Consider the following 24,264-nt stretch of genomic DNA (forward strand, 5'->3'; position numbering starts at 1 on the left):
CGCGATGCAGCGCGCCGCCACCTGGGCCATCTGCACCGCTGCACTGGCCCTGCTCGCGCCGGGCTGCGCCGTCCGCAACGCCCCGCCTGACACGGCCGGCACCCGCTGGACCAACACGCTGGGCATGGTCTTCGTGCGCATCCCGGCGGGCACCTTCCGCATGGGCACCGCCGCGTCCACCGAGGAACTGCAGGCCCTCTACCCGCGCGCCGAGCCGCGCCGCCTGCGGGAGCTGGAAGACGAGCGGCCGGCCCATGCCGTGCGCATCACGCGGCCGTTCTACCTGGGGCAGCACGAGGTCACCGTGGGCCAGTTCCGGGCCTTCCTGCAGCGCTCGGGCCATGTGCCGGAATCGATCGCCGACGGCACCGGAGGCTATGGCTGGAACCCGGCCTACGACCCCGCCACCACGGCCCGCGGCGACGCCTTCGAGGGCCGCGATCCACGCTACTCCTGGCGCAACCCGGGCTTCGCGCAGGGTGAGGACCATCCCGTCGTCAATGTGACCTGGAACGATGCCCAGGCGCTCGCGCGATGGCTGTCACGCACCGAAGGACGCCGTTACCGGCTGCCGACCGAAGCCGAGTGGGAATATGCCTGCCGTGCCGGCCAGCAAGGAGCGGAGCCGCCGCCCGCCGCGCTGCAGGGCCAGGCCAACGTGTTCGACCGCGACACGGCCGTGCACTGGCCGAAGTGGGCGAGCCAGGCCTTCCCGTTCCGCGACGGCCACGCGTTCACGGCGCCCGTGGGCAGCCACACACCCAATGCCTTCGGCCTGCACGACATGCTGGGCAACGTCTGGGAATGGACCGCCGACTGGCATGCCGACGACTACTACGCCCACTCCCCTGCCGAGGACCCGCAGGGCCCCGCCGAGGGCGAGGTCAAGGTGCGCCGTGGCGGCTCCTGGCACACCTGGCCGCTCTATGCGCGCTGCGGCTTTCGCAACTGGAACACACTCGAGACGCGCTACACGCTGGTCGGCATCCGGCTGGTGCTCCAGGCGCCGTGATCAGTTGTCGATCACGCGCCGCGTGAAGGCTTCCAGGTAGTCCATCAGCGCATCGGCGCCCTGCACGGCCTCGGCCTCGCTGCCGTTGGCGATGCCGCGGGCCAGCAGCGCATGGCAGCGCGCGCCTTCGGTGATCTCCCCGGCATGCTGGTAGGCATACCAGAAGCGCCGGCACTGCGTCACCAGCGGCACCACGGCGGTGACGGCCGAAGCGTTGCGGCTGGCCGCGTGGTTGGCGGCGTCCAGATCATGGTCGGCGCGCATGTAGCCCTTGAGGTCGTCGCGCGCCGCGGCGGCCACCATGCGCTGGGCGCAGTCGGCGATCTGCTGGCGCTCGGCCGCATTGGCGCGGCGCGCCGAGCAGGAGGCGATCACACGCTCCAGCACACGCCGCGTTAGGATGGCGTCCAGGTGGTTGGCCAGGTCGATGGGCGAGACCAGCAGGCCGCGCCGGGGCTGCTGCACGATCAGGCCGATCGACATCAGCCGCATCAGCGCCTCGCGCACGGGCGTGCGGCCCAGGCCGATGCGTTCGGAAATCTCGGCCTCCACGATGGGGCTGCCGGGCGGCAGGCCCATGGTGGAGATCATGGCCTCGATGGCCTCGTAGGCGATGTCGGCATCGCGCCGCCTGGGCGCTGCCCCCTTCTTCAGCATCACGTCAGATCCTCAGGGTAAGCACGGACGATAACCCGTGGCACCAAGCTTGCTTTGCACTCTAGCATACGGCTAATATATTTGAAATATTCCAAAGGAATACCCAAGATGCAGCAGCCCGCCCCACCCCGGCGCAACACATGGTCCAGTCTGGTGCTCGATGCCTCCGGTGCGGTGCTGCGCCTGGAGCGCTGGCTGATCCTGGCCCTGATGGCATTGCTCATGGTGTTGATCCTCGTGAACGTGGCCACGCGCTACACCGGCATGCCGATCTACTGGATCGACGAGGCGGCGGTCTACTCGGTGGTCTGGCTGACCTTCGTGGGCGGCTCGGCCATGACACGGCTGCGTATGGACTTCGCCGTCACGCTGCTGATCGACAAGCTCGGTGCCGGGGCCGCCCGCATCTTCAAGCTCACGGCCGGCGCCGGCGTGCTGGTGTTCGGCATCGCCATGCTGTGGATGTGCTGGGTCTGGATGGACCCGGTGGGCATCGCGCGCGCCGGCTTCGACGCCAAGGAGTTCGCCGCCACATCCTTCAACTTCCTCTACACCGAGCGCACGCAGACCCTGAACTGGCCCACCTGGCTGCTGCAGACCATCCTGCCGCTGTTCGCGTTCACGCTGAGCCTGCACGCCGCGGCCAACCTGGTCGAAGACCTGGGCTGGCAGCCCAAGCGCCGCCATGCCGGCTTCCCCGCCTCCGACGCCGAAGCCGTGGTGAACTGAACATGCTGACCACCCTGTTCTTCCTGGCCGTCATGTTCATCGGCGTGCCGATCGGCATCTGCCTGTGCCTGGCCGGCATGTTCTACATCTGGGACAGCGGCAACCCGCTGCTGTTCCAGTCCTTCCCGATGCAGATGTTCGGCGGGGTCGACAGCTACGGGCTGATCGCGATCCCGCTGTTCATCCTGATCGGCGAGATCATGAACGGCGGCGGCATCACGCGCCGGCTCGTGGAGCTGGCCATGGCCTTCGTTGGCTCGATCAAGGGCGGGCTGGCCTACGTGAACATCCTGGCCAATGCGATGGTGTCGTCCATCATCGGCTCGGCCACGGCGCAGGTGGCCATCATGTCGCAGATCATGGTGCCGGAGATGGAGAAGCAGGGCTACGACAAGACCTTTGCGGCCGGTGTCACGGTCTACGGCGGCATGCTGGGGCCCATCATCCCGCCCTCGGTGATGTTCGTGGTCTTCAGCGTGCTGGCCCAGGTGGCGGTGGGCGACATGCTGATCGCGGGCATCCTGCCCGGCATCCTGCTGACGGTGCTGTTCTTCGTGGTCATCGCCTGCATGGGGCTGGTCTACAACTACCCGCGCAGCGAACGCCGCACGCTGCGCCAGCGGGCCCGCTCGGCGTTGGTGTCCAGCCCCACGCTGCTGATCCCCATCGTGATCGTGGGCTCGATCCTGAGCGGCATGGCCAATCCCACGGAATCGGCGGCCGTGGGGGCGGTGGCCTCGGCGCTGGTGGGCCGCTACATCACCAAGGAGTTCCGCTTCAGCCAGATCCCCGAGATGCTGGTGCGCTCGGGCATCTACTCGGCCATCGTGCTGTTCCTGGTGGCCGCGGCCGCCGTGTTCTCGTGGATCCTGATCTTCGGCAAGGTGCCGCAGGCCACGGCCGCCTGGGTGCAGACCGTGGCCAGGGACCCCATCACCTTCCTGCTGCTGTCCAACGTGATCCTGCTCGTGATCGGCACCGTGATCGACGGCATCCCCGGACTGATCATGACGGTGCCCATCCTGCTGCCCATCGCCACCGAGGTCTACGGCATCGACCCGCGCCACTTCGGCGTGGTGGTGGTCGTCAACCTGGTGCTGGGCCTGATGTCGCCGCCCGTGGGGCTGAGCTTCTTCGTCGCCGCCGCCGTGACCGGGGCCAAGCCCGGAAAGATGTTCATCGTGACGCTGCCGTTCTTCCTGGTCTGCTGCGTGGCGCTCGTGCTGCTCTCCATCTTCCCCAGCCTGTCGCTGGGCCTGCTCAAGTAGTTTTTCAACCTGGAGTCCTTGCCATGACCCTTCGTCCGATCTCCCGCCGTTCCTTCGTCGCCGGCAGCGCCGCTGCCGCCTCGCTGGCCTTCAGCCCGGTGCTGCGCGCACAGGCCAAGGAGTTCCGCATCGGCCTCATCACGCCGGCCGGCCACTCCTGGAACCGCGCGGCCGTGGCCTTCGGCGAGACGCTCAAGAAGGAAACCGGCGGGCGCCTGTCGGCCACGGTGTTCCACTCGGGCCAGCTCGGCAACGAGTCGGCCATGATGCAGCAGCTGCAGTCCGGTGCGCTCGACATGGGCTGGATCCAGGCCGCCGAACTCGGCTCGCGCGTGGCCACGGTGGCGGCGATCAATGCGCCCTACCTGGTGCGCTCCACGGCCGCGGTGGCCAAGCTGGTCAAGACGCCGGCCGCCCTCAAGCTGCTGGAGGTGCTGCCGCGCGAGACCGGCTGCATCGGCCTGGGCTGGGGCATCACGGGCATGCGCTCGGTGTTCTCGACCAAGGACCTGAACAGCTCGGCCGACCTCAAGGGCCTGAAGCTGCGCATCAACCCCACGCCCGTCTACCGCGACTTCTACCAGTCCATGGGCGCGGCCCCCACGCCGATCCCCACGCCCCAGGTGTTCGACGCCATGGCCAATGGCCAGGTCGATGCGCTGGAGGCCGACATCGAGTTCTCGTGGAATGCGCGCTTCGACAAGGTGTCCAAGGTGATCCTGCAGATGAACGCGCTGTTCATGCCGTTCGCGCCGCTGGTCTCGGGCCGCGTCTGGGCGTCGCTGCCCGACAAGGACAAGGAACTGATCCGCGCCCAGGTCGCCAGGTCGCTCGATGCACAGATCGCCGAGATCGCGGGCACCGAGCCCGGCCTGCTGGCCAAGTTCAAGGAGACCGGCATCGCCATGAAGGCCGAGCCGGCCGCCAACGTGGAAGCCAGCATCAAGGCATTCGACGCGATCTGGCTGCCCAAGGCCCCTGCCATCGCCGAGCTGCGCGCCGCCGGCGCCACGCTGTAACCCATTTCAACCACAGGAGGCAACGATGAGCCCCAAAGTCAACTGGCAGGGCGTGTTCCCGGCCGTCACCACCCAGTTCCGCGAAGACATGTCGGTCGACGTGGACGCCACCGCCAAGGTGATGGACGCGCTGATCGCAGACGGCGTCTCGGGCCTGATCGTCTGCGGCACCGTGGGCGAGAACTGCTCGCTCTCGACCAAGGAGAAGATCGCCATCATGGAAGCCGGCCGCGCCGTGGCCAAGGGCCGCGTGCCCGTGATCTGCGGCATCGCCGAGTTCACCACGGCCTTCGCCTGCGAGACCGCCAAGGAGGCCGCGCGCATCGGCGTGGACGGCATCATGGTCATGCCGGCGCTGCTCTATTCTTCCAAGCCGCACGAGACGGCGGCGCACTTTCGCACCGTGTCCAAGGCCACCGACCTGCCGGTCATGGTCTACAACAACCCGCCGATCTACAAGAACGACGTGACGCCGGACATCCTGGCCACGCTGGCGGACTGCGAGACCATCGTCTGCTTCAAGGACAGCTCGGGCGACACGCGCCGCTTCATCGACACGCGCAACATGGTCGGCGACCGCTTCGTGCTGTTCGCCGGGCTGGACGACGTTGTGGTCGAGAGTGTGGCCATGGGCGCCGTCGGCTGGGTCTCGGGCATCTCCAACGCCTTCCCGAAGGAAGGCGAGACGCTGTTCCGCCTGGCCAAGGCCGGACGCTTCGACGAACTGATGCCGCTGTACGAATGGCTGATGCCGATCCTGCACCTGGATGCGCGGCCCGACCTGGTGCAATGCATCAAGCTGTGCGAGCACATCCTGGGCCGTGGCACCTACCGGACCCGGCCGCCACGCTTGGAACTGCCGGCCGCCGACAAGCTGCATGTGGAGACCATCATGAAGAAGGCGCTGGCGAACCGGCCGGTGCTGCCGGACGTGGGGATCACCGGGCGCTGAGCGCCAGGGGTCCCCTGCGCCGCGCCGTCAGGCGCGGCGGCGTGCGGCGCCCGCCATGCCCAGGCCGGCCAGCACAAGGGCCAGCGTGGCCGGCTCGGGCACTTCGCTCGCGTCCTGGAAGCTGAAGTCGTCCATCACGTAGAACGCGTGCAGGTTGCTGGAGACCACCACGGCGTCGATGGCGCCGGTCCAGCCGCTGGCCAGGAAGGCCGGTGTGTCGGACAGGCCCAGCGTGTCGGAACTGCCGACCAGCACACCGGCCAGGTACAGGTCGAAGCGTACGCTGGCCTCGCCGTAGCCGGCGAACCAGGCACCATCGAACACCGTGGGTGCCAGGAAGCGGATGGTGCTCGTGGCATCCGTGCCGTCCCAGCCCATGACGATGCGGCCATCGCCCGAGTGCGCCGTGAACGGCGATTCCGGCGTGGTGATGACCGACCAGCTGCTGCCCGACCAGTCCAGGCCGCCGTAGCTGGCGGGCACGGCCTCGTAGCCGTTGGCGCCCGTGATGTCGTCGAAGCTCAGCACGGCGGCCGAGGCGAAGGAGGTGCACAGCGCCAGGGCCGTGCCGGCGATCACGCCGCGAAGAATGGAATGCATGTCGGTTCTCGTGTCAGTTGTCGATGGCGCGGCGAGCCGCCCGCAGGGGATGAAGCCGGCTCGTACGCCACAGGTCGAAAGGCCGCGGAGCAGGCCATGCCAGCGCAGCCGCGGAACTGGCTCTGCCAGGCCGCCGGGTGCGCCCCCTTGAGGGGGGATGGGACTTCTACACGAAGTGAGAAGTCCAAACGGGGGTGGTTTCATTTCAGGTTCAACGCAGGCCCAGCGCGGGGTCGCTGACGGTGTGGCGGCCGGTCTCGACGCGGCCGGCGAAGCGCCGCAGGTAGTCGGGCTGGCCCGACACCGTGGCGCTGAAGTCGTACCAGTAGCCGTTGCCGGCCGTGGGCAGGCGCACAGCGAGTTCGCTGCGCGGCGCCAGGGTGTGGCTCTGGCTCAGCGCGGCATAGGCGTTCGCGGCGATGTTGAACGTGCACGGCGCCGTGCCGGTGTTGACCAGGCGCAGCACGAGATCGCTTGTGGCGGCGTCGCAGCGCACCTGCACGTCGGGCCGCGGCTGGCCGGCCGCGATCGCGCGCAGCGCACTGCCCGTGAAGTGGCGGTGGTAGCCGTTGGGGCCCAGCACCCACAGGTCGTAGGCGCCGCCCACGGCCGGCGTCCACAGGTCCGACAGCGTCTTGCCGGGCTCGACCATGTAGCGGCGCGGCACGGCGGCCAGGTCCTTGCGGTCGTAGACATGGAACACGGCGGCCTGGCGGCCCGTGTTGGCGAAGTCCAGCGCCACGCGCACGGCGGCCATGGTGGCGCCGGGCTGCACCGCGCAGGTCGTCGCCAGCTCGTAGGGCAGCGCGCGCGAGGGGCGCGTGCCCTCGGCCTGCACCGGGAACTGCTGCGCGGCCGGCGGCGCGATCTGCGCGAGCCGCTGCTGGGCCGTGCGCAGCGCATCGGCCTCGCCGCGGCTCTTGCGGCCCTGCAGCTGGGGCAAGGTCTCGCTGTTGGGCGTGGCGAAGTTGAAGGCGCTGGTCAGGTCGCCGCAGACGGCGCGGCGGAACGGGCTGATGTTGGGTTCGGCCACACCGAAGCGCGCCTCCAGGAAGCGGATCACCGAGGTGTGGTCGAACACCTGCGAGTTGACCCAGCCGCCGCGGCTCCAGGGCGAGATCACGTACATGGGCACGCGCGGGCCGGGACCGTAGACGCGGCCGTCGGCGGCCGGCTGGCTGGTGCTGCCCAGCGGCCTGCCGTGCGTGTAGTACTCGGCGCCCAGGTCGGCTTGCGCCAGCGTGGTCTTGCCGGCATAGCCGCCCTTGCCGTCCGGCGACGGCGCAGAGGGCGAAGGCACGTGGTCGAAGTAGCCGTCGTTCTCGTCGAAGTTGACGATCAGCACGGTCTTGCTCCAGACCTCGGGCACGGCCGTCAGCGCGTCCAGCACCTCCTGCAGGAACCAGGCACCCTGCACCGGGCTGGACGGGCCCGGGTGTTCGCAGTAGGCCGAGGGCGCGTTCATCCAGGATACGGCCGGCAGCCTGCCCTCGCGGATGTCGCGCTTGAAGGCGTCCAGGTAGGTATCGGGCGAAGTGCCGGGCAGCGTGTTGGCGATGCCCTTGTACAGCGGGTTGTTCGCGTTGTCGGTGGCCGCATCGTAGGCGTGGTACGGCAGGGCCTGGCCGGGGTTGCTGTAGGCGCTGTTCGGACCGCCGCCGCTGGACACGGGGTAGCCCGAGGCCTGGTTGGCACGGCGGAACTGGCGGAACGCGCCCAGCATGTTGTCGCCCCACTCGTCGGGCATGTTCTGGTAGCTGATCCAGCTGACGCCGGCCGCCTCCAGGCGCTCGGCATAGGTGGTCCAGGTGTAGCCCGTGTTGACGGCGCTGGCGCGGCCGTCCAGCCAGTCCCATTCGTTGGAGACGAAGGCGGTGCCGGTCGGCACGGCGCCGTTGGTGCCGGTCAGGAAGAAGGAGCGGTTGGCATCGGTGCCCGTGTGCATGGCGCAGTGGTAGGCGTCGCACAGCGTGAAGGCATTGGCCAGCGCGAACGGGAACGGGATCTCGGCTTCCTTGAAGTAGCCCATCGAGATGGTGTTCTTGTAGCGCGGCCACTGGTCCATGCGGCCGTTGTCCCAGGCCTGCTGGCTGTCGTTCCAGTCGTGCGGCGTGCCGTTGGCGCGCTGGGCGTTGCCCCGGCTGCCGTCCAGGTGGAAGGGCATGACCACGTTGCCGTTGGCCAGGCGCTGCTGCCAGACGTTGCGGCCCTCGGGCAGCGGGATCGGGAAACGGTCGCCGAAGCCGCGCACGCCGGCCAGCGTGCCGAAGTAGTGGTCGAAGGCGCGGTTCTCCTGCATCAGGATCACCACGTGCTCGACGTCGCGGATGGTGCCGGTCGCGTTGTTGGCCGGGATGGCCAGCGCACGTTGTATCGCCGGCGGGAAGGCTGCGTAGGTCGCGGCGGCGATGCCCGCGTGGGCACTGCCGCGCAGGAAGCTGCGTCGTGAGGTCATGGCTGTTGTGTGAGGTGTGGACGGCGCGCGCGCCAGGGGCGTGTTGCCGCTGCTGCGCACCGTTCCAGCGTACGCCGCGCACGTGACGCGGCTATGACCTCGGGCCGCAAGGCGCCATCGCGGCGCCCCGCCTCACGCAGCGATGCTCAGTCGTCCTCGCTGGCCGCAATGCCAGGGAACAGCACGTCGGTGAAACCGAAGCGTGTGAAGTCGCGCACGCGCATCGGGTAGAGCTTGCCGACCAGGTGGTCGCACTCGTGCTGCACCACGCGGGCATGGAAACCCTCGACCGTGCGGTCGATGGGGTCGCCGTACTGGTCGAAGCCGGTGTAGCGGATCTTCGACCAGCGCGGCACCACACCGCGCAGGCCGGGCACGGACAGGCAGCCCTCCCAGTCCTCCTCCTCGTCGGCCGACAAGGGGGTGATGATGGGATTGCAGAGCACCGTGATGGGCACCAGCGGCCGGTCCGGGTAGCGCGGGTTGCGCTCGTTGCTGCCGAAGATCACGAGTTGCAGGTCCACGCCGATCTGCGGCGCCGCCAGCCCTGCGCCATTGACGGCGTGCATGGTGTCGAACAGGTCGGACACGAGCAGGTGCAGCGCGTCGGAGTCGAAGGATTCGACGGGCACGGGCTGGGCGATGCGCAGCAGGCGCGGGTCGCCCATCTTGAGGATGTCGCGGACGGTCATGGGGGTTCGGGCTGGTCGCGCAGCGCGCGCAGTTGAAGGGCAAGCCGTGGCACCTCGACCTGGATCAGGCTCCACAGGATGTCGTTGTCGATGCCCAGGTAACCATGGATGAGCCGGTTGCGCGTCGCCACGATCAGGCGCCACGGCACTTCGGCATGGGCCGCACGCACAGGTTCGGGGATGCGCATGGCGGCTTCGCCCAGCAGTTCCAGATTGCGCACCGTGGCGTCGTAACGCATGGTGTCGGCGACGAAGCCCGCCTGCGCGACGCCGACGGTGTAGCTCTGGACCTTCTCGCAGAACTGCAGCATGTCATCGACATAGAAGCGCCACTCACGCGGCGCAGCGGGTTCAGACATGGATGGCATCGCGCTCGACGTGCGGCCGCAACTCAGGCCGCAAGGCCTTGTCGGTCACCAGGTCGACGGGACGGCCGAGCATGTCCTCCAGATAGAACATCAGGCCGAAGTAGCGCTCCGATGTGGCGGGGCCGTCAAAGCGCACGAGCAGGTCGACATCGCTGCGCTCCGATGCCTGCCCGCGCGCAACCGAGCCGAACAGGGCCAGGTCGAGCACGCCGAAGCGGTCGGCCATCACACGCTTGTGTTGCGCCAGCAGTAGCAGAACGGCAGCCGGGTCCATGCCGGCGATTATGTCTGCGCCTGCTCCAGCAGGGCCAGCATTCCGGCCTCGTCCAGCACGGCGATGCCGAGCTGCTGCGCCTTCTCCAGCTTGCTGCCCGCCTCTTCGCCAGCCACCACGTAATCGGTCTTCTTCGATACCGAACCTGCCACCTTGGCGCCGGCCGCCTCCAGCCTCTCCTTGGCCGCGTCGCGCGAGAGCGTGGGCAGCGTGCCGGTCAGCACGAAGGTCTTGCCGGCCAGCGGCAGCGGCACGCGCTGCGCGGCCAGTCCCTCGGACTCGGGCCAGTGCACACCGGCCGCGCGCAGCTGCTCGACCACCTCGCGGTTGTGCGGCTGCTCGAAGAAGGTGCGCAGGCTTTGGGCCACGATGGGGCCGACGTCGTTGACCTCCAGCAGCTGCTCCAGCGTCGCGTCCATGATGGGGTCGAGCCGGCCGAAGTGCTTGGCCAGGTCCTTGGCCGTGGACTCGCCGATGTGGCGGATGCCCAAAGCGTAAAGGAAGCGGCCCAGCGTCGTGGTCTTGCTGGCCTCGAGCGCCTGCACGAGGTTCATGGCGCTCTTGTCGGCCATGCGTTCGAGCATGGAGAGCTTGCCCACGCCGAGCTTGTAGAGCTCGGGCAGCGTGCGGATCAGGCCGCCATCGACGAGCTGGTCGACCAGCTTGTCGCCCAGGCCTTCGATGTCCATGGCGCGTCGGCCCGCGAAGTGCAGCAGCGCCTGCTTGCGCTGGGCCGGGCAGAACAGGCCGCCCGAGCAGCGGTGGTTCACGCCGTCGGGCTCGCGCACCACGGCGCTGCCGCAGACCGGGCATTGCCGCGGCATGCGGAAATTGGGTACATAGCCCTCGCGCGGGCCCGGCACCACGCCCACCACCTCGGGGATCACGTCGCCGGCACGCCGCACGATCACGCGGTCGCCCACGCGCACGCGCTTGCGCCGGATCTCGAACAGGTTGTGCAGCGTGGCGTTGCTGACGGTGGTGCCGCCCACGAACACCGGCTCCAGCTTGGCCACGGGCGTCAGCTTGCCGGTGCGGCCGACCTGGATCTCGATGCCGTTGAGCCGTGTGATCTGCTCCTGCGCCGGGTACTTGTGGGCCACGGCCCAGCGCGGCTCGCGCGACTTGAAGCCCAGCTGCTGCTGCAAGGCGCGGTCGTCGACCTTGTAGACCACGCCGTCGATGTCGAACGGCAGGCTGTCGCGTGCGGCCGCGATCAGCGCGTGGAAGTCCGCCAGGCCTTGCGCGCCCTGCACCACCTGGCGGTCCTTGTTGACGGGCACGCCCATGGTCGCGAGCGCATCCAGCGTGGCCGAATGCGTGGCCGGCGCGTCCCAGCCCTGCACCTCGCCCAGGCCGTAGGCGAAGAAGCTCAGCGGGCGTTGCTGGGCGATGCCGGCGTCGAGCTGGCGCACCACACCGGCGGCCGCGTTGCGCGGGTTCACGAAGGTCTTGCCGCCGCTCTCGCGCTGGCGTTCGTTCAATGCCTCGAAATCGTCGCGCCGCATGAAGACCTCCCCGCGCACCTCGAGCACCGGCACGTTGCCGTGCTTGAGGTAGTTTGGGATGGACTTGATCGTGCGGATGGTGTGCGTCACGTCCTCACCGGTCTCGCCGTCGCCGCGCGTGGCAGCCTGCACGAGTTCGCCCTGCTCGTAGCGCAGGTTGATGGCCAGGCCGTCGAACTTGAGTTCGGCCGCGTAGGCCAGGGCCGGCGCGTCCTCGGCCAGCTTGAGCGCGTTGCGCACGCTGGTGTCGAACTTGAGCGCACCGGCGGGCGTGGTGTCGGTCTCGGTCTTGATCGACAGCATGGGCACGGCATGGCGCACCGGCGTCAGGCCTTCCAGCACGGCGCCGATCACGCGCTGCGTGGGCGAATCGGCCGTCACGAGTTCGGGCCAGGCCGTCTCCAGCGCTTCGAGTTGCTGGTAGATGCGGTCGTACTCGGCGTCCGGCACCTCCGGGTCGTCGAGCACGTAGTAGCGGTGCGCGTAGCGGCGCAGCAGCGCCTTGAGCTGCTGCGCCTGTGCGGTCTGCTCGTGCGGCGCCATCAGCTGAACAAGCGGCGCGCGAGCGCCGAGCCGGCCGACAACTCGCGCGTGTCCAGCGTGTCGTACAGCTGTTCGAGCTCGGAGCCGATCACGTCCATGGCCTCGCGCGTGAGCGGGCGCGCCGCGTCGTCGGTGACCACGCCGTCCATGGCCTGGGCCAGCGCGGTGGCGGCTTCGCGCATGCGCACGAAGGGCTGCTCGGCGCGCTCGACCTGGGGCACGTCCAGCGTCAGCGTCACGCTGCGGATGGCGGCCTGGTCCGGGTCTTCGGCCAGCGCGGCCTGCGAATCGAAGCTCAGGCCCAGCAGCGGCGGCAGGCCGGGTGTGCCCGAGGGCAGCACCATGCGGCCCGGGATCATGCCGGCCACGAAGCCCAGGCGCGCAGCGTTCTGGTGCAGGTAACCAGGGCTCCAGGCCGCGTGCAGCGCGCGCAGCGTGAAGCTCAGTTGCGCGTCGTGGCTGCTGGCGAACTGGTCGAGCTCGCGCGCGCGCGCCACCTCCTCGCGCATCTCGGGGAACTCGGGCGCGCCATTCATGGCATCGGCGAAGGCCTGGGCCTTCATGACGAACTCGGAAAACTCGATCTCGTTGAGCGCGCCCGTGCGGTTGGCCAGCTGCACGCCGGCCTGCAGCGCGTCGTAGCGCTGGCCGGCCTGCGCGGCCTCCCATTGGCCGCCGTTGACGTTGCGGCCTTCCACCGCGAAGGGCTTGCTGCCGACACGGCGCGTGGCCGGTAGCGCGGCCAGCACGGCATCGCCGGAGACCGGGCCTTCGAGCGCGATGGGGGCGATCACGTCGACCAGCGGATCCAGCGTGGCGCGGCGCTCGGGCGCGGCCGGCAGCGGCAGGTTGGCGTCGTCGAAGCCGGGTTCGCGGCGTTCACCATCGGCCGCGTCTTCACTGGCGACGGGCTCGGCGGCGATGGGGTCGGGTTTGCGCGGCGCATTGCGGCGCGACGACCAGGCGCTGTGCGCCACGACGCCGGCCAGCACGACACCGCCGGCCACGGCCAATCCGATCTGCAGCGTGCTGCTCATCGGGTTCCTCTTGTTCTACGGTTGGATGTTCAGGACTCGGCCATGGACAGGGCCGATTCCATGTCGACCGCCACGATGCGTGAGACGCCCTGCTCCTGCATGGTCACGCCGATCAACTGCTTGGCCATTTCCATGGCGATCTTGTTGTGGCTGATGAACAGGAACTGGGTCTCGCGGCTCATGGCGCTCACGAGTTTGGCATAGCGCTCGGTGTTGGCGTCGTCCAGCGGCGCGTCCACCTCGTCCAGCAGGCAGAACGGCGCGGGGTTGAGCTGGAAGATCGCGAACACCAGCGCGATGGCCGTCAGCGCCTTCTCGCCACCCGACAGCAGGTGGATGGTCTGGTTCTTCTTGCCGGGCGGCTGGGCAATCACCTGCACGCCCGAATCCAGGATTTCGTCGCCGGTGATGACCAGCCGCGCGTTGCCGCCGCCGAACAGCTCGGGGAACATGCGGCCGAAGTGGCCGTTGACGGTGTCGAAGGTGCCCGAGAGCAGTTCGCGCGTCTCGTTGTCGATCTTGCGGATCGCATCTTCGAGCGTGGTCATGGCTTCCGTGAGATCGGCCATTTGCGCATCGAGGAACTGCTTGCGTTCGCGCGCGGCGCTGAGTTCGTCCAGCGCGGCGAGGTTGACGGCACCCAGCGCGACGATCTCGCGGTGCAGCCGGTCGATCTCGGTCTGCAGGCCAGCCAGCCGCACATTGCCTTCGGTGATGGATTGGGCCAGCTGGGCCATGTCCACGCCCGCGTCGAGCAGGTGCTGGCTGTACTGCTCCAGGCCCAGGCGCGCGGCCTGTTCCTTGAGCTGGAACTCGGTGATGCGCTGGCGTAGCGGGTCGAGCTCGCGCTCGAACTTGAGCCGGCGCTCGTCGCTCGCGCGCAGGCGCTGCGTCAGGTCGTCGTACTCGCTGCGCTGCGCGCCCAGGGCGGCCTCGCGTTCGAGCTTGAGCGCCAGCGCGTTCTGCAGACCCGCCTGGGCCGCGGCGTCCGACAGGCGCGAGAGCTCCTCGCGTGCGCGCTCCTCCTCGCCCACGAGCGAGCCGGCCTGCTGCTCGGCCATGGCGATGGCGCGCGACAATTCGTCGCGGCGTGCGCCCAGGCTGCGGTGCGCGAACTGCGCCTCCTGCGCCTGGCGCTCCAGGCTGCGTTGCTGCTCGCGCGATTCGGCCAGGCGGCGCTGGGCCTCGATCACGCGTTCGTCGAGCTGGGCATGGCGTTCCTGGCTGTCGGCCAGCTGCATGTCCAGCTCCTCGAAGCGGGCCTCGGCCGTGATGCGGCGCTCCTGCAGGTCTTCGAGCTGGGCGTCGACCTCGGCCAGGTCGCCGGTCAGCTGTTCGTTCCGGGCCCTGGCCTGCTCGGCCAGCTGCTGCAGCCGCAGCGTCTCGACCTGCAGCTGGTGCGCGCTGCTCTGGGTCTCGGCGGCTTCGCGACGCGCGCCGACCAGGCGCTGCGCGGCGTCGGCGTAGGCGGCCTCGGCGCGCACCAGTGCGCTGCGCGACTCCTCGCCGATCAAGGCCTGGGCGCGTAGCTGCTTGTCCAAGTTCTCGATCTCCTGCGCGCGCGCCAGCAGGCCGGCCTGCTCGGAGTCCTGCGCGAAGAAGCTCACGCTGTGGGCGCCGACCGCATGGCCCGCGCGCACGTAGATGGTCTCGCCGGGTTGCAGCTGGCTGCGCTGGGCCAGGGCTTCCTCGAAGCTTTGCGCCGTGTAGCAGCCGTGCAGCCATTCGGAGAACAGGGCGCGCTGGGCCGCATCGCCCAGGCGCAGCAGGTCGGCCAGGCGCGGCAGGCGGGCCGGCTCCTGCGCTGTCGGAGCAGCGGGCGGACTGTAGAAGGCCAGCTTGGCCGGCGGGCCCTCGGCGCCTTGCTGACCCAGGAAGCCCTTGACGCTGTCCAGCCGCGAGATCTCCAGCGCGCCCAGGCGCTCGCGCAACGCGGCCTCCAGCGCGTTCTCCCAACCCTGCTCGATGTGGATGCGGCTCCAGATGCCCTGCAGCCCGTCCAGGCCGTGGCGGGCCAGCCAGGGCGCGAGCTTGCCGTCGGTGCGGACCTTCTCCTGCAGCGCCTTGAGCGCCTCGGCGCGGGCCGACAGGTCGGCCTCGCGCGCGGATTCGGTGTTGACGGTCTGCTGGCGCGTGCGCCGCTCCTCATCGAGCTGCGGCACGCTGTCCTGCAGCTCCTGCAGCCGCGCATCGGCGATGCCGGCCGCCTCCTGGGCCACTTCGAGCTGCTCCTGCAGCTGGGCCAGGCGGGCTTCGTCGGGCACGGCCAGCGCGCGCTGGTCGGTCACCAGGCGGTCACGGCGCTGGTTGAGCTGGCGCGACTGCTCCTCGATGCTGCGCTGCTCGGCGGCCAGCACCTGGATCTGCTGCTGGACCTGGCCCACACGCGTGCGCTGCTCGTTGGCGCGGGCCTGGGCCTGGCCCAGTGCGTCTTCCAGTTCGGGCAGGCGCATGGCTTGCTCTTCGACCTGGGCCGCCAGCAGTTCGGCGGCCTCCTCGGCCTGCTCGCCCTGGCCCGACAGCGTCTCGAGCTCGGCTTCGGCGTCCTCGCGGCGCGTGCCCCACTGGCCGATCTGCTCCTTGAGCGTGGCCAGGCGCTGCTCCACGCGCTGGCGGCCTTCGATGACGAAGCGGATCTCGCTCTCCAGCTTGCCGACCTCGGCGCTGGCCTCGTAGAGCTTGCCCTGGGCCTGGTTCACGAGGTCGCCGGCCGCGTAGTGGGCCTGGCGCACGGTTTCCAGTTCGGCTTCGATGTGGCGCAGGTCGGCGACGCGGGCCTCCAGCGCGGTCTGGGCGTTGGCCACCTCGGCCAGGATGCGGGCCTGGTCGGCCTCGCTGTCGGCGCGCTTGAGGAACCACAGCTGGTGCTGCTTGAGCGTGGCGCTGGCCTGCAGCGCGTGGTAGCGCTGCGCGACCTCGGCCTGCTTTTCCAGCTTCTCGAGGTTGGCGTTGAGCTCGCGCAGGATGTCCTCGACGCGGGTCAGGTTCTCGCGCGTGTCGGACAGCCGGTTCTCGGTCTCGCGCCGACGCTCCTTGTACTTGGAGACGCCGGCCGCCTCTTCGAGGAACAGCCGCAACTCTTCGGGCTTGGATTCGATGATGCGGCTGATCGTGCCCTGGCCGATGATGGCGTAGGCGCGCGGCCCCAGGCCCGTGCCCAGGAACACGTCCTGCACGTCGCGCCGGCGCACGGGCTGGTTGTTGATGTAGTAGCTGCTGGTGCCGTCGCGCGTGAGCACGCGCTTGACGGCGATCTCGCCGAACTGCGACCACTGGCCGCCGGCGCGGTGGTCGGCGTTGTCGAACACCAGTTCCACGCTGGCGCGGCTGGCCGGTTTGCGCAGGTTGGTGCCGTTGAAGATCACGTCCTGCATGGACTCGCCGCGCAGCTCGCTGGCCTTGCTCTCACCCAGCACCCAGCGCACGGCGTCCATGATGTTGGACTTGCCGCAGCCGTTCGGGCCGACCACGCCCACGAGTTGTCCCGGCAACAGGAAGTTGGTGGGCTCGACGAAGGACTTGAAGCCGGCCAGCTTGATGGAGTTGAGGCGCAAGGGTGACTGAATGAAAAGCGGCCAGCACACGGGCTGGCCAAACGGCAATCGGGTGAGCGGAACAAGTGTACCCAGCGTCACCACCTCCAAAAGCAGAAGCCCGGCAGGACAAACCTGCCGGGCTTCTCTCGGCCTGCGTTGCTCAAAAATGAGCAACCATTGCCAAATGACGCTTACTTGGCTTGCTTGCGGCGGCCGGCGGCCAGACCCAGAAGGCCCAGGCCCATCAGGGCGACGGAGGCGGGCTCGGGGACCTCATTGACGGCGGTTGCACTGTAGAACGTGCCAGTACCGAGGGTGCGAACGTTGCCGTTCGGGTCGGTCACCACCGAAGAGGATGCGGTCGAGAAAGTAAAGTCTGCACCATCGGTCTTGGTGTTGGTGTCAAAGTAGCTGGCCGCAAGTCCACCGACAACGTCCAGTTGTCCGCCGCCGGTCACGGAAGACGGCGAAATGAAGCCGCTCAACGAATAACCATTCGCGGCATGACCAGCCAGTTGCAGCCACAAAGCGCTGCTGTTGTCGGCATAGGTGATCGTGACATTGACGACGCCTTGGTCATACAGACGCACCGCGCCGACGCCCGGGATAGGCGTCGAGCTCAGGTAGTTGAACCCGCTGAACGTGTACGTGAGGCTGCAACCGGTGCAGAGGAAACTGGCGTTGTCGTTGATCTTGGTAACCGACCCCGATCCAGTCACCGTGTAAGGGGCAGCACCCGAAATGTTCTGGAAGAAGTTGTCGGAGGTGCTTGTGAAGTCGAAATCGTAGGAGGTGTCCCAGGTCACGCCACCCACACTCACGACAGCAGCTTGCGCGCCGGCAAACGCTGCGAGCAGGGCTGCGCCGGCGAGAGTCTTTTTCAGAATATTCATGTTTCGTCCTTTGTCTGTAAACCTGAGGGCAACCCTTGCGCCCTCTTTTACAAATAAAGCATGAACAGTGCCAGCGCGTGAAAATATCTCAACTGCTTGTTTTCATTAAGAAATTTCTTGTTGCATAACTTTTCTATACGTTTATTTGTAAATTTGTGCGACATTTGTGTGTGAATTATTTCACGGCTGCTCTGCCGCTTTTTTCTGACCCCGTCTAGCGGTAGCGCCCCGGCGAAAGAATGCCGTTCGGATCCAGGCAGTCGTGCAGCCTGGCATGGAAGGCCTTCGCCATATCCTGCAGACCCACCACGGTGGGCATGCCACCGATGCCCACTCGGTAGGGGAAGTAACCAGCCGCGCGCCCGATCTGCACGAGCTCGGCATAGCAGGCCTTGGCAGCGGCAACTGCCTGCGGATCGTCACGCTTGAACACGATGGGGACCGTGCTGTCCACCAGCTTGTCGCTCAGGGTCGTGAACGTGATGAGCGGCTCGATGCCATGCTTGGCCGTGACCTCGTGCACCATCTTCACGTAGGCACGCATGGTGGCCGGCCGGATCGGCACCAGCGGCGCATACCAGATCAGCCCGCTGCCGTCGCGTGCCGGATCGCGGAATTGGCCGCGCGGCGGGTTCGGGTTGCGCCAGTAAGCCAGCGGCAGCGCCGTCTCGTTGGGCCGGCCGGCCACGAGTTCCAGGGACAGTGCCAGCGTCTGCGCCGTGCTGCCGATGCGCTCGCCCAGCCCGCCGGGCAGCCGCGCCGCGGCCCTGGCCAGGGTCTTGGCCGTGGCCGGTGTCAAGAAGATGAGGCGGCTCGCGATGCCCGACAGCGCGCGTCGGATCTCCTTCTGCGCGGCGGCCACCACACCCTTGGTTCCGTATAGCGTGCCGAAGCCCGTCCACGGAAAGATCTGGTACTGGCTGCCGAGTTCGGAGATCACCTTGGCCGGGATCAGCCCATCCACGAGCCGGTCCTCCGGGTACGGCGCCGACATGGCCAGCACGCGGTGCTGGTTCATGAGGTTGATCGCACCCACCGTCCCCGGCAGCCTGGACAGCACGCCGCGGATCGCCGTGGCTGCCGCCTCCAGCAGGCTGTCGTCCTTGAGGCTGAACAGGCAGACCTTGACGCATTCCGGCCGCCTGGCCAGCACGATGCTCATCCTGGTCACGATGCCGAACGCACTCTGCGTGAACAAGCCGACCGAGTACGGGCCGATGCCGTACTTGAACAGGCGCGCGATCTCCTCGCCGCCGGCCTCGTGCATGGCCGTACGGTAGATCGAGCCGTCGGCCAGCACCACCTCGACATCGGTCACGGCCGCGAAGTGGTCGGTGATGGGCGTGACGCCATAGCCGCGCTCCAGCGCATTGGACAGCAGGCTGCAGGTCGGCCCGGCGCCCGTCACCGGCACGAGGAAGGGATGTTGTCCGGCGTCGAGGAAGTCCGACAGCATGCCCTGGGTCACGCCCGGTTCTACTGTGACGACACCGAACTCGGCATCGAAGTGCAAGATCTTCTGCAGGCCACCCAGATCGATCAGCACACTGCCGTCGCCCGGTGGCAGTGCCGTGCCGTAACCCCAGTTGTGACCGGTGCTGATGGGATGCACGGGCACCTTGTTCTTCTGCGCGATCCGCATCACATCGGGCAGGCGGGTGCTGTCCAGGATGCGCAATGCTGCCGGAATCGTGCGCTCGTTGGCCGCCGTGTCGGCGCCGTAGGCGGCCTGTGCCTGTTGCGCATCCAGCACCTGCTCCGCCCCGAGGAGCTGCCTCCATGCACGGACCGCTGCGTCGATGTCCATTGCTCACTCCTACTAAATGAATCAGGGCATATTACGCAATAACATTGATTCCCTCGCATCACTGGCGAGGCGGAACGACGAAACTGTCGCGAATTCAGACCGGTGGTCGCAGTCTCTCGTCCGTTTGCACAGATGAACGCAACAAACTCCAGACGGCCTGGATGCGTGCGATGGAGCGGTTCTCCTTGGGCATGGAAATCCAGAACGTGCGCACGAACTGCGCCTCCTCGGGCAGCACGGCGCACAGCCGCGCGTCGCCGTCGGCCAGGAACGCCGGCAGCACGCCGATGCCCGCCCCCTGGGCAACGGCCTGGTGCTGGGCCAGCACGCTGGTGCTGCGCAATGCGTAGCGTTGTGGCCGGCACAGCTCGGCCAGGTAGCGCAGCTCCTTGCTGAACAAGAGGTCGTCGATATAGCTGATGAAGCTGTGTTGCGTCAGGTCGTCGCGGCCACGGATGGGCGGGTGCTGCGCAAGGTAGTGGGGCGAGGCGTACAGCCGTAGCACGTAGTCGCACAGGCGCGCCGCGACGGCGTTGCCGCGCACCGGCCGCTCCAGCGAGACCACGATGTCCGCCTCGCGCTGCGAGAGATTGACGTTGCGCGGCAGCGGCAGCAGGTCGACCACGAGCTGCGGATGCGCCTGCGCGAAGCGCGCCAGCATGGGCGCCAGCACCACGGTGCCGAAGCCCTCGGTGGCGCCCACGCGCACCACGCCCGAGAGTTCGCCAGCACGCGCCGCAGCGGTGCCGAGCACCGCGAGGCTGGCGGCCTCCATGGTCTCCACCTGGGGCAGCAGGCGCCGGCCGGCCTCGCTGACCAGGTATTCGCCACCCGAGCGCGTGAACAGCGGCGCGCCCACGGTCTGCTCCAGCGCGCGGATGCGGCGTGACACCGTGGTGTGCTGTACGTCCAGCCGCCGCGCCGCGGCACTGAGCTTGCGCGTGCGCGCCAGTTCCAGGAAGTAGCGCAGATGGTCCCAATCCATAGGCCGCGAGTATTGTGCAAATTTGCAGAGTCGCACAGCCTGGTTTGCTATTGCCGATGGAAATTTGCACAGGTAGCATGGCCGCCGATCTACAACCGACACCAGGAGACCTGCCCATGTCCGCCCTCCCCAAATCCGAGCCCGCCGTGCCCACCGTCAAGCTGCTCATCGACGGCCAGTTCGTCGAATCGCGCAGCGCCGAATGGCGCGACATCGTCAACCCCGCCACGCAGGAAGTGCTGGCCCGCGTGCCCTTCGCCACGCCGCAGGAGATCGACGCCGCCGTCGCCTCCGCCAAGACCGCCTTCAAGACCTGGCGCAAGACTGCCATCGGTGCACGCGCGCGCATCTTCCTCAAGTACCAGCAGCTGATCCGCGAGAACATGGCCGAGCTGGCTGCGATCCTGACGGCCGAACAGGGCAAGACCCTGCCCGACGCCGAAGGCGACGTGTTCCGCGGTCTGGAGGTGGTGGAGCACGCCGCCAGCATCGGCAACCTGCAGCTCGGCGAACTGGCCAACAACGTGGCCAATGGCGTGGACACCTACACGCTGCTGCAGCCGCTGGGCGTGTGCGCCGGCATCACGCCGTTCAATTTCCCGGCCATGATCCCGCTGTGGATGTTCCCGATGGCGATCGCCACCGGCAACACCTTCGTGCTCAAGCCCTCCGAGCAGGACCCGATGGTCACCATGCGCCTGTGCGAACTGGCGCTGGAGGCCGGCATTCCGCCCGGCGTGCTGAACGTGGTGCACGGTGGCGAGGCCGCTGTCAACGCGATCTGCGACCACCCGGACATCAAGGCCATCAGCTTCGTCGGCTCGACCAAGGTCGGCACGCACGTCTACAACCGCGCCACCCTGGCTGGTAAGCGCGCCCAATGCATGATGGGCGCGAAGAACCACGCCATCGTGATGCCCGACGCGAACAAGGAGCAAACGCTCAACGCACTGGCGGGCGCGGCCTTCGGCGCGGCCGGCCAGCGCTGCATGGCGGTGTCCGTGGCCGTGCTGGTCGGCGAGGCCCGCAACTGGATTCCCGACCTCGTGGCCAAGGCCAAGACGCTCAAGATCGGTGCCGGCACCGAGAAGGGCGTGGACGTGGGCCCGCTGGTCTCCTGCGCCGCCTACGACCGCGTCAACAGCCTGATCGAACGCGGCCTGGCCGACGGTGCCACGCTGGACCTGGACGGCCGCAAGCCGACCGTGCCCGGCTACGAGAAGGGCAACTTCGTCGGCCCGACGGTGTTCTCGAATGTGAAGCCCGGCATGGCCATCTACGACCAGGAGATCTTCGGCCCGGTGATCTGCCTGGCCGGCGCCGAAACCATCGACGAGGCCATCGCGCTCATCAACAGCAACCCGAACGGCAACGGCACGGCGATCTTCACGCAATCCGGCGCGGCGGCGCGCAGGTTCCAGGAAGACATCGACGTCGGCCAGATCGGCATCAACGTGCCGATCCCGGTGCCCGTGCCGCTGTTCTCGTTCTCCGGCTCGCGCGCCTCCAAGCTCGGCGACCTGGGCCCGTACGGCAAGCAGGTGATCCTGTTCTACACGCAGACCAAGACCATCACCGAGCGCTGGTTCGACGACTCCACTGTCTCGCAGGGTGTGAACACCACGATCAGCTTGAAGTAAGTTCGGGTCCATGGACTTCGAACTTTCGGAAGATCAACAAGCCTTCGCCGACACGGCCCGGGAATTCGCCACGCACGAACTGGCGCCGCATGCGGCGCAGTGGGACCGCGAGCAGACTTTCCCGCGCGAAGCCATCGGCAAGGCCGGCGACTTGGGTTTCTGCGGCCTGTATGCGCCCGAGCGCATCGGCGGCCTGGCTTTGCCGCGGCTGGACGCCACGCTGGTGTTCGAGCAGATGGCGGCCGCGGACCCGTCGACCACGGCCTTCATCACCATCCACAACATGGCGACCTGGATGCTGGGCAGCTGGGGCCAGAGCGCCGTCTGCGAGCGCTGGGGCGCGGACCTCACCAGCGGGCGCAAGCTCGCCTCCTACTGCCTGACGGAACCCGGTGCGGGCTCGGACGCCGGCAACCTCAAGACGCGCGCCGAGTTGCAGGGCAGCGAGTACGTCATCAACGGCGGCAAGGCCTTCATCTCGGGCGCCGGCGCCACGGATGTGCTGGTGCTCATGGCGCGCACGGGCGGCGGCGGCGCGGGCGGCATCTCGGCCTTCGCGGTGCCGGCCGATGCGGCCGGCGTCTCCTACGGCAAGAAGGAGCACAAGATGGGCTGGAACAGCCAGCCCACGCGCACCATCGCTTTCGACAACGTGCGCGTGCCGGCCGACCACCTGCTCGGGGCCGAAGGCGAAGGCTTTCGCATCGCCATGAAGGGGTTGGACGGCGGGCGCATCAACATCGCCACCTGCTCGGTCGGCGCGGCCCAGGGCGCGCTGGACGCGGCACGCCGCTACCTGCACGAGCGCCAGCAGTTCGGCAAGCCGCTGGCCAGCTTCCAGGCGCTGCAGTTCAAGCTGGCCGACATGGCGACCGAACTCGTCGCCGCCCGCCAGATGGTGCGCCTGGCCGCGAGCAAGCTCGATGCCGGCCACCGCGATGCCAGCACCTATTGCGCGATGGCCAAGCGCTTCGCCACCGACGCCGGCTTCACCGTCTGCAACGACGCGCTGCAACTGCACGGGGGCTACGGCTACCTGGGCGAATTCCCGCTGGAGCGGCTGGTGCGCGACACGCGCGTGCACCAGATCCTCGAAGGCACGAACGAAATCATGCGCCTGATCGTGGCGCGCAAACTGCTCGAAAGCGACGTGGACATCCAATGACAGAAGCCGTGGTTCTCTTCAACGAAATCCAAGCCGCCAACGGCAAGCGCTTCGGCGTGGCCACGCTCAACGCGCCCGCTTCGCTGAACTCGCTCTCGGTGGCCATGGTGCGGCTGCTCGCGCCGCAGCTGCGGGCCTGGGCCCAGGACGCCGGCATCGTCGGCGTGCTGCTCGATGCAGCCGGCGAGAAGGCCTTCTGCGCCGGCGGCGACCTGCGCCAGCTGTACCAGACACTGCTGGACTGCGGCCCCGCCCGCAACGAATATGCCGAACGCTTCTTCGGCGAAGAGTACGAGCTCGACTACCTGATCCACACTTTCCCCAAGCCCTTCCTGTGCTGGGGCCACGGCATCGTGATGGGCGGAGGCATCGGCCTGCTGGCGGGCGCCTCCCATCGCGTGGTCACGCCGCAGAGCCGGCTGGCCATGCCCGAGATCCACATCGGCCTGTACCCCGACGTGGGCGGCAGCTGGTTCCTGCGCCGCATGCCGGGCCGCACGGGCCTGTTCCTCGCGCTGACGGCTGCCAACTTCAACGCCAGCGACGCGCTGTTCGTGGGCCAGGCCGACCACCTGGTGCCGCACGAGCGCAAGGCCCAGGTGCTGGACGCCATCGCGCAGGCGGCGTGGAGCGGTGCCGAACAGGCCGACCGCGCCATGCTCTCGCGCATCCTGATCGCGGCCGGCCAGGGCGCCGAGGCACCTGCCTCCAAGCTGCGCGAGCACTTGGACACCATCAACGCCCTGATGGCCGGCGACGACCTCCTCGACATCGCCGCGCGGCTGTACGCACTGCAGAGCGAGGACGCCTGGCTGCAGGGGGCGGCCAAGGCCTTCGCCAAGGGCGCGCCAAGCTCCATCGCGCTGAGCTTCGCGCTGTGGCAGCGCGTGCCGCGCATGTCGCTGGCAGAAGTGTTCCGGCTGGAGTACTGGGCCTCGCTGGGCTTTTGCGCGCACAAGGACTTCGCCGAGGGCATCCGCGCCGTGCTGGTCGACAAGGACCGCAACCCCAAGTGGAGCCCGGCCAGCCTTTCCGAGATCACGCCGGCCTTCGTCGAGGACCACCTGCGCCCGCGCGGCGAGATGGCGCCCGAACTCGTCGGCCTCGTCTAACCCCCATCACGG

General features: G+C 68.3%; 20 protein-coding genes. 8 read left to right on the forward strand and 12 right to left on the reverse strand.

The genetic code is table 11. From position 1 onward, the window contains the following. Positions 1 to 4 precede the first annotated feature (4 nt). On the forward strand, positions 5 to 1,012 hold the full coding sequence (locus ACSQ4M_RS23205) for a formylglycine-generating enzyme family protein (protein ID WP_436191766.1): 1,008 nt from the start codon (positions 5 to 7) through the stop codon (positions 1,010 to 1,012). Here the strand turns inward: ACSQ4M_RS23205 and ACSQ4M_RS23210 are convergent, their stop codons facing one another. Next, positions 1,013 to 1,669 carry a GntR family transcriptional regulator gene (locus ACSQ4M_RS23210; protein ID WP_436191767.1) on the reverse strand — a complete coding sequence of 219 codons (657 nt, stop codon included), beginning with the start codon at positions 1,667 to 1,669 and terminating at the stop codon, positions 1,013 to 1,015. It lies immediately after the preceding gene. A 108-nt stretch (positions 1,670 to 1,777) separates the two neighbouring features. On the opposite strand from ACSQ4M_RS23210, the gene ACSQ4M_RS23215 reads away from it, so the two are divergent. Genes ACSQ4M_RS23215 through ACSQ4M_RS23230 form a run of 4 tightly spaced genes read left to right on the forward strand, consistent with a single transcriptional unit; the run spans position 1,778 to position 5,637 of the window. Continuing rightward, positions 1,778 to 2,398 (forward strand): TRAP transporter small permease, encoded by a 621-nt coding sequence (locus tag ACSQ4M_RS23215; RefSeq protein ID WP_436191768.1) that lies wholly within the window; start codon positions 1,778 to 1,780, stop codon positions 2,396 to 2,398. A gap of 2 nt (positions 2,399 to 2,400) precedes the next feature. Then, positions 2,401 to 3,666, forward strand: a complete 1,266-nt coding sequence (locus ACSQ4M_RS23220; protein WP_436191769.1) for a TRAP transporter large permease — start codon at positions 2,401 to 2,403, stop codon at positions 3,664 to 3,666. Positions 3,667 to 3,689: 23 nt separating this feature from the next. Beyond that, entirely contained in the window at positions 3,690 to 4,685 is a 996-nt protein-coding gene (locus ACSQ4M_RS23225) for a TRAP transporter substrate-binding protein (RefSeq protein ID WP_436191770.1), read from the forward strand. A 25-nt stretch (positions 4,686 to 4,710) separates the two neighbouring features. Next, positions 4,711 to 5,637 (forward strand): dihydrodipicolinate synthase family protein, encoded by a 927-nt coding sequence (locus ACSQ4M_RS23230; protein ID WP_436191771.1) that lies wholly within the window; start codon positions 4,711 to 4,713, stop codon positions 5,635 to 5,637. A 27-nt stretch (positions 5,638 to 5,664) separates the two neighbouring features. Here ACSQ4M_RS23230 and ACSQ4M_RS23235 read toward each other — a convergent pair whose 3' ends face one another. From ACSQ4M_RS23235 to ACSQ4M_RS23285, 11 genes are all read right to left on the reverse strand, one after another. Continuing rightward, positions 5,665 to 6,237 (reverse strand): PEP-CTERM sorting domain-containing protein, encoded by a 573-nt coding sequence (locus ACSQ4M_RS23235; protein ID WP_436191772.1) that lies wholly within the window; start codon positions 6,235 to 6,237, stop codon positions 5,665 to 5,667. 211 nt (positions 6,238 to 6,448) lie between these two features. Then, positions 6,449 to 8,692, reverse strand: coding sequence for a phosphocholine-specific phospholipase C (locus tag ACSQ4M_RS23240; RefSeq protein ID WP_436191773.1), 2,244 nt, complete (start codon positions 8,690 to 8,692; stop codon positions 6,449 to 6,451). Positions 8,693 to 8,838: 146 nt separating this feature from the next. Beyond that, positions 8,839 to 9,384 carry a peptide deformylase gene (def, locus tag ACSQ4M_RS23245; RefSeq protein WP_436191774.1) on the reverse strand — a complete coding sequence of 182 codons (546 nt, stop codon included), beginning with the start codon at positions 9,382 to 9,384 and terminating at the stop codon, positions 8,839 to 8,841. Continuing rightward, positions 9,381 to 9,743, reverse strand: a complete 363-nt coding sequence (locus tag ACSQ4M_RS23250; protein WP_436191775.1) for a HepT-like ribonuclease domain-containing protein — start codon at positions 9,741 to 9,743, stop codon at positions 9,381 to 9,383. Before ACSQ4M_RS23250 ends, def begins: the two co-directional genes overlap by 4 nt. Then, positions 9,736 to 10,026 carry a nucleotidyltransferase family protein gene (locus tag ACSQ4M_RS23255; RefSeq protein WP_436191776.1) on the reverse strand — a complete coding sequence of 97 codons (291 nt, stop codon included), beginning with the start codon at positions 10,024 to 10,026 and terminating at the stop codon, positions 9,736 to 9,738. The genes ACSQ4M_RS23250 and ACSQ4M_RS23255 overlap by 8 nt, the downstream gene beginning before the upstream one ends. A gap of 8 nt (positions 10,027 to 10,034) precedes the next feature. Further along, a complete protein-coding gene (gene ligA / locus ACSQ4M_RS23260) occupies positions 10,035 to 12,077 on the reverse strand; it encodes an NAD-dependent DNA ligase LigA (RefSeq protein WP_436191777.1) in 2,043 nt (680 codons plus the stop codon). After that, positions 12,077 to 13,114 (reverse strand): cell division protein ZipA C-terminal FtsZ-binding domain-containing protein, encoded by a 1,038-nt coding sequence (locus tag ACSQ4M_RS23265; protein ID WP_436191778.1) that lies wholly within the window; start codon positions 13,112 to 13,114, stop codon positions 12,077 to 12,079. Before ACSQ4M_RS23265 ends, ligA begins: the two co-directional genes overlap by 1 nt. Before the next feature lie 29 nt (positions 13,115 to 13,143). Beyond that, a complete protein-coding gene (gene smc, locus ACSQ4M_RS23270; protein ID WP_436191779.1) occupies positions 13,144 to 16,668 on the reverse strand; it encodes a chromosome segregation protein SMC in 3,525 nt (1,174 codons plus the stop codon). A 173-nt stretch (positions 16,669 to 16,841) separates the two neighbouring features. After that, on the reverse strand, positions 16,842 to 17,543 hold the full coding sequence (locus ACSQ4M_RS23275; protein ID WP_436191780.1) for a PEP-CTERM sorting domain-containing protein: 702 nt from the start codon (positions 17,541 to 17,543) through the stop codon (positions 16,842 to 16,844). 214 nt (positions 17,544 to 17,757) lie between these two features. Next, positions 17,758 to 19,350, reverse strand: coding sequence for an FAD-binding oxidoreductase (locus ACSQ4M_RS23280; protein WP_436191781.1), 1,593 nt, complete (start codon positions 19,348 to 19,350; stop codon positions 17,758 to 17,760). A 94-nt stretch (positions 19,351 to 19,444) separates the two neighbouring features. Further along, positions 19,445 to 20,335 carry a LysR family transcriptional regulator gene (locus ACSQ4M_RS23285; RefSeq protein ID WP_436191782.1) on the reverse strand — a complete coding sequence of 297 codons (891 nt, stop codon included), beginning with the start codon at positions 20,333 to 20,335 and terminating at the stop codon, positions 19,445 to 19,447. Between the two features lie 116 nt (positions 20,336 to 20,451). Between ACSQ4M_RS23285 and ACSQ4M_RS23290 the strand changes: the two genes are divergently transcribed. From ACSQ4M_RS23290 to ACSQ4M_RS23300, 3 genes are read left to right on the forward strand one after another with little or no spacing between them, the layout of a single operon-like run. Then, a complete protein-coding gene (locus ACSQ4M_RS23290) occupies positions 20,452 to 21,975 on the forward strand; it encodes a CoA-acylating methylmalonate-semialdehyde dehydrogenase (RefSeq protein ID WP_436191783.1) in 1,524 nt (507 codons plus the stop codon). Positions 21,976 to 21,985: 10 nt separating this feature from the next. Then, a complete protein-coding gene (locus ACSQ4M_RS23295) occupies positions 21,986 to 23,140 on the forward strand; it encodes an acyl-CoA dehydrogenase family protein (protein WP_436191784.1) in 1,155 nt (384 codons plus the stop codon). Then, positions 23,137 to 24,252, forward strand: a complete 1,116-nt coding sequence (locus ACSQ4M_RS23300; RefSeq protein ID WP_436191785.1) for an enoyl-CoA hydratase/isomerase family protein — start codon at positions 23,137 to 23,139, stop codon at positions 24,250 to 24,252. The genes ACSQ4M_RS23295 and ACSQ4M_RS23300 overlap by 4 nt, the downstream gene beginning before the upstream one ends. The last annotated feature ends 12 nt before the right edge of the window (positions 24,253 to 24,264 follow it).

This window comes from Pseudorhodoferax sp. LjRoot39 (genome assembly GCF_964253035.1).
Classification (GTDB): domain Bacteria; phylum Pseudomonadota; class Gammaproteobacteria; order Burkholderiales; family Burkholderiaceae_C; genus Pseudorhodoferax.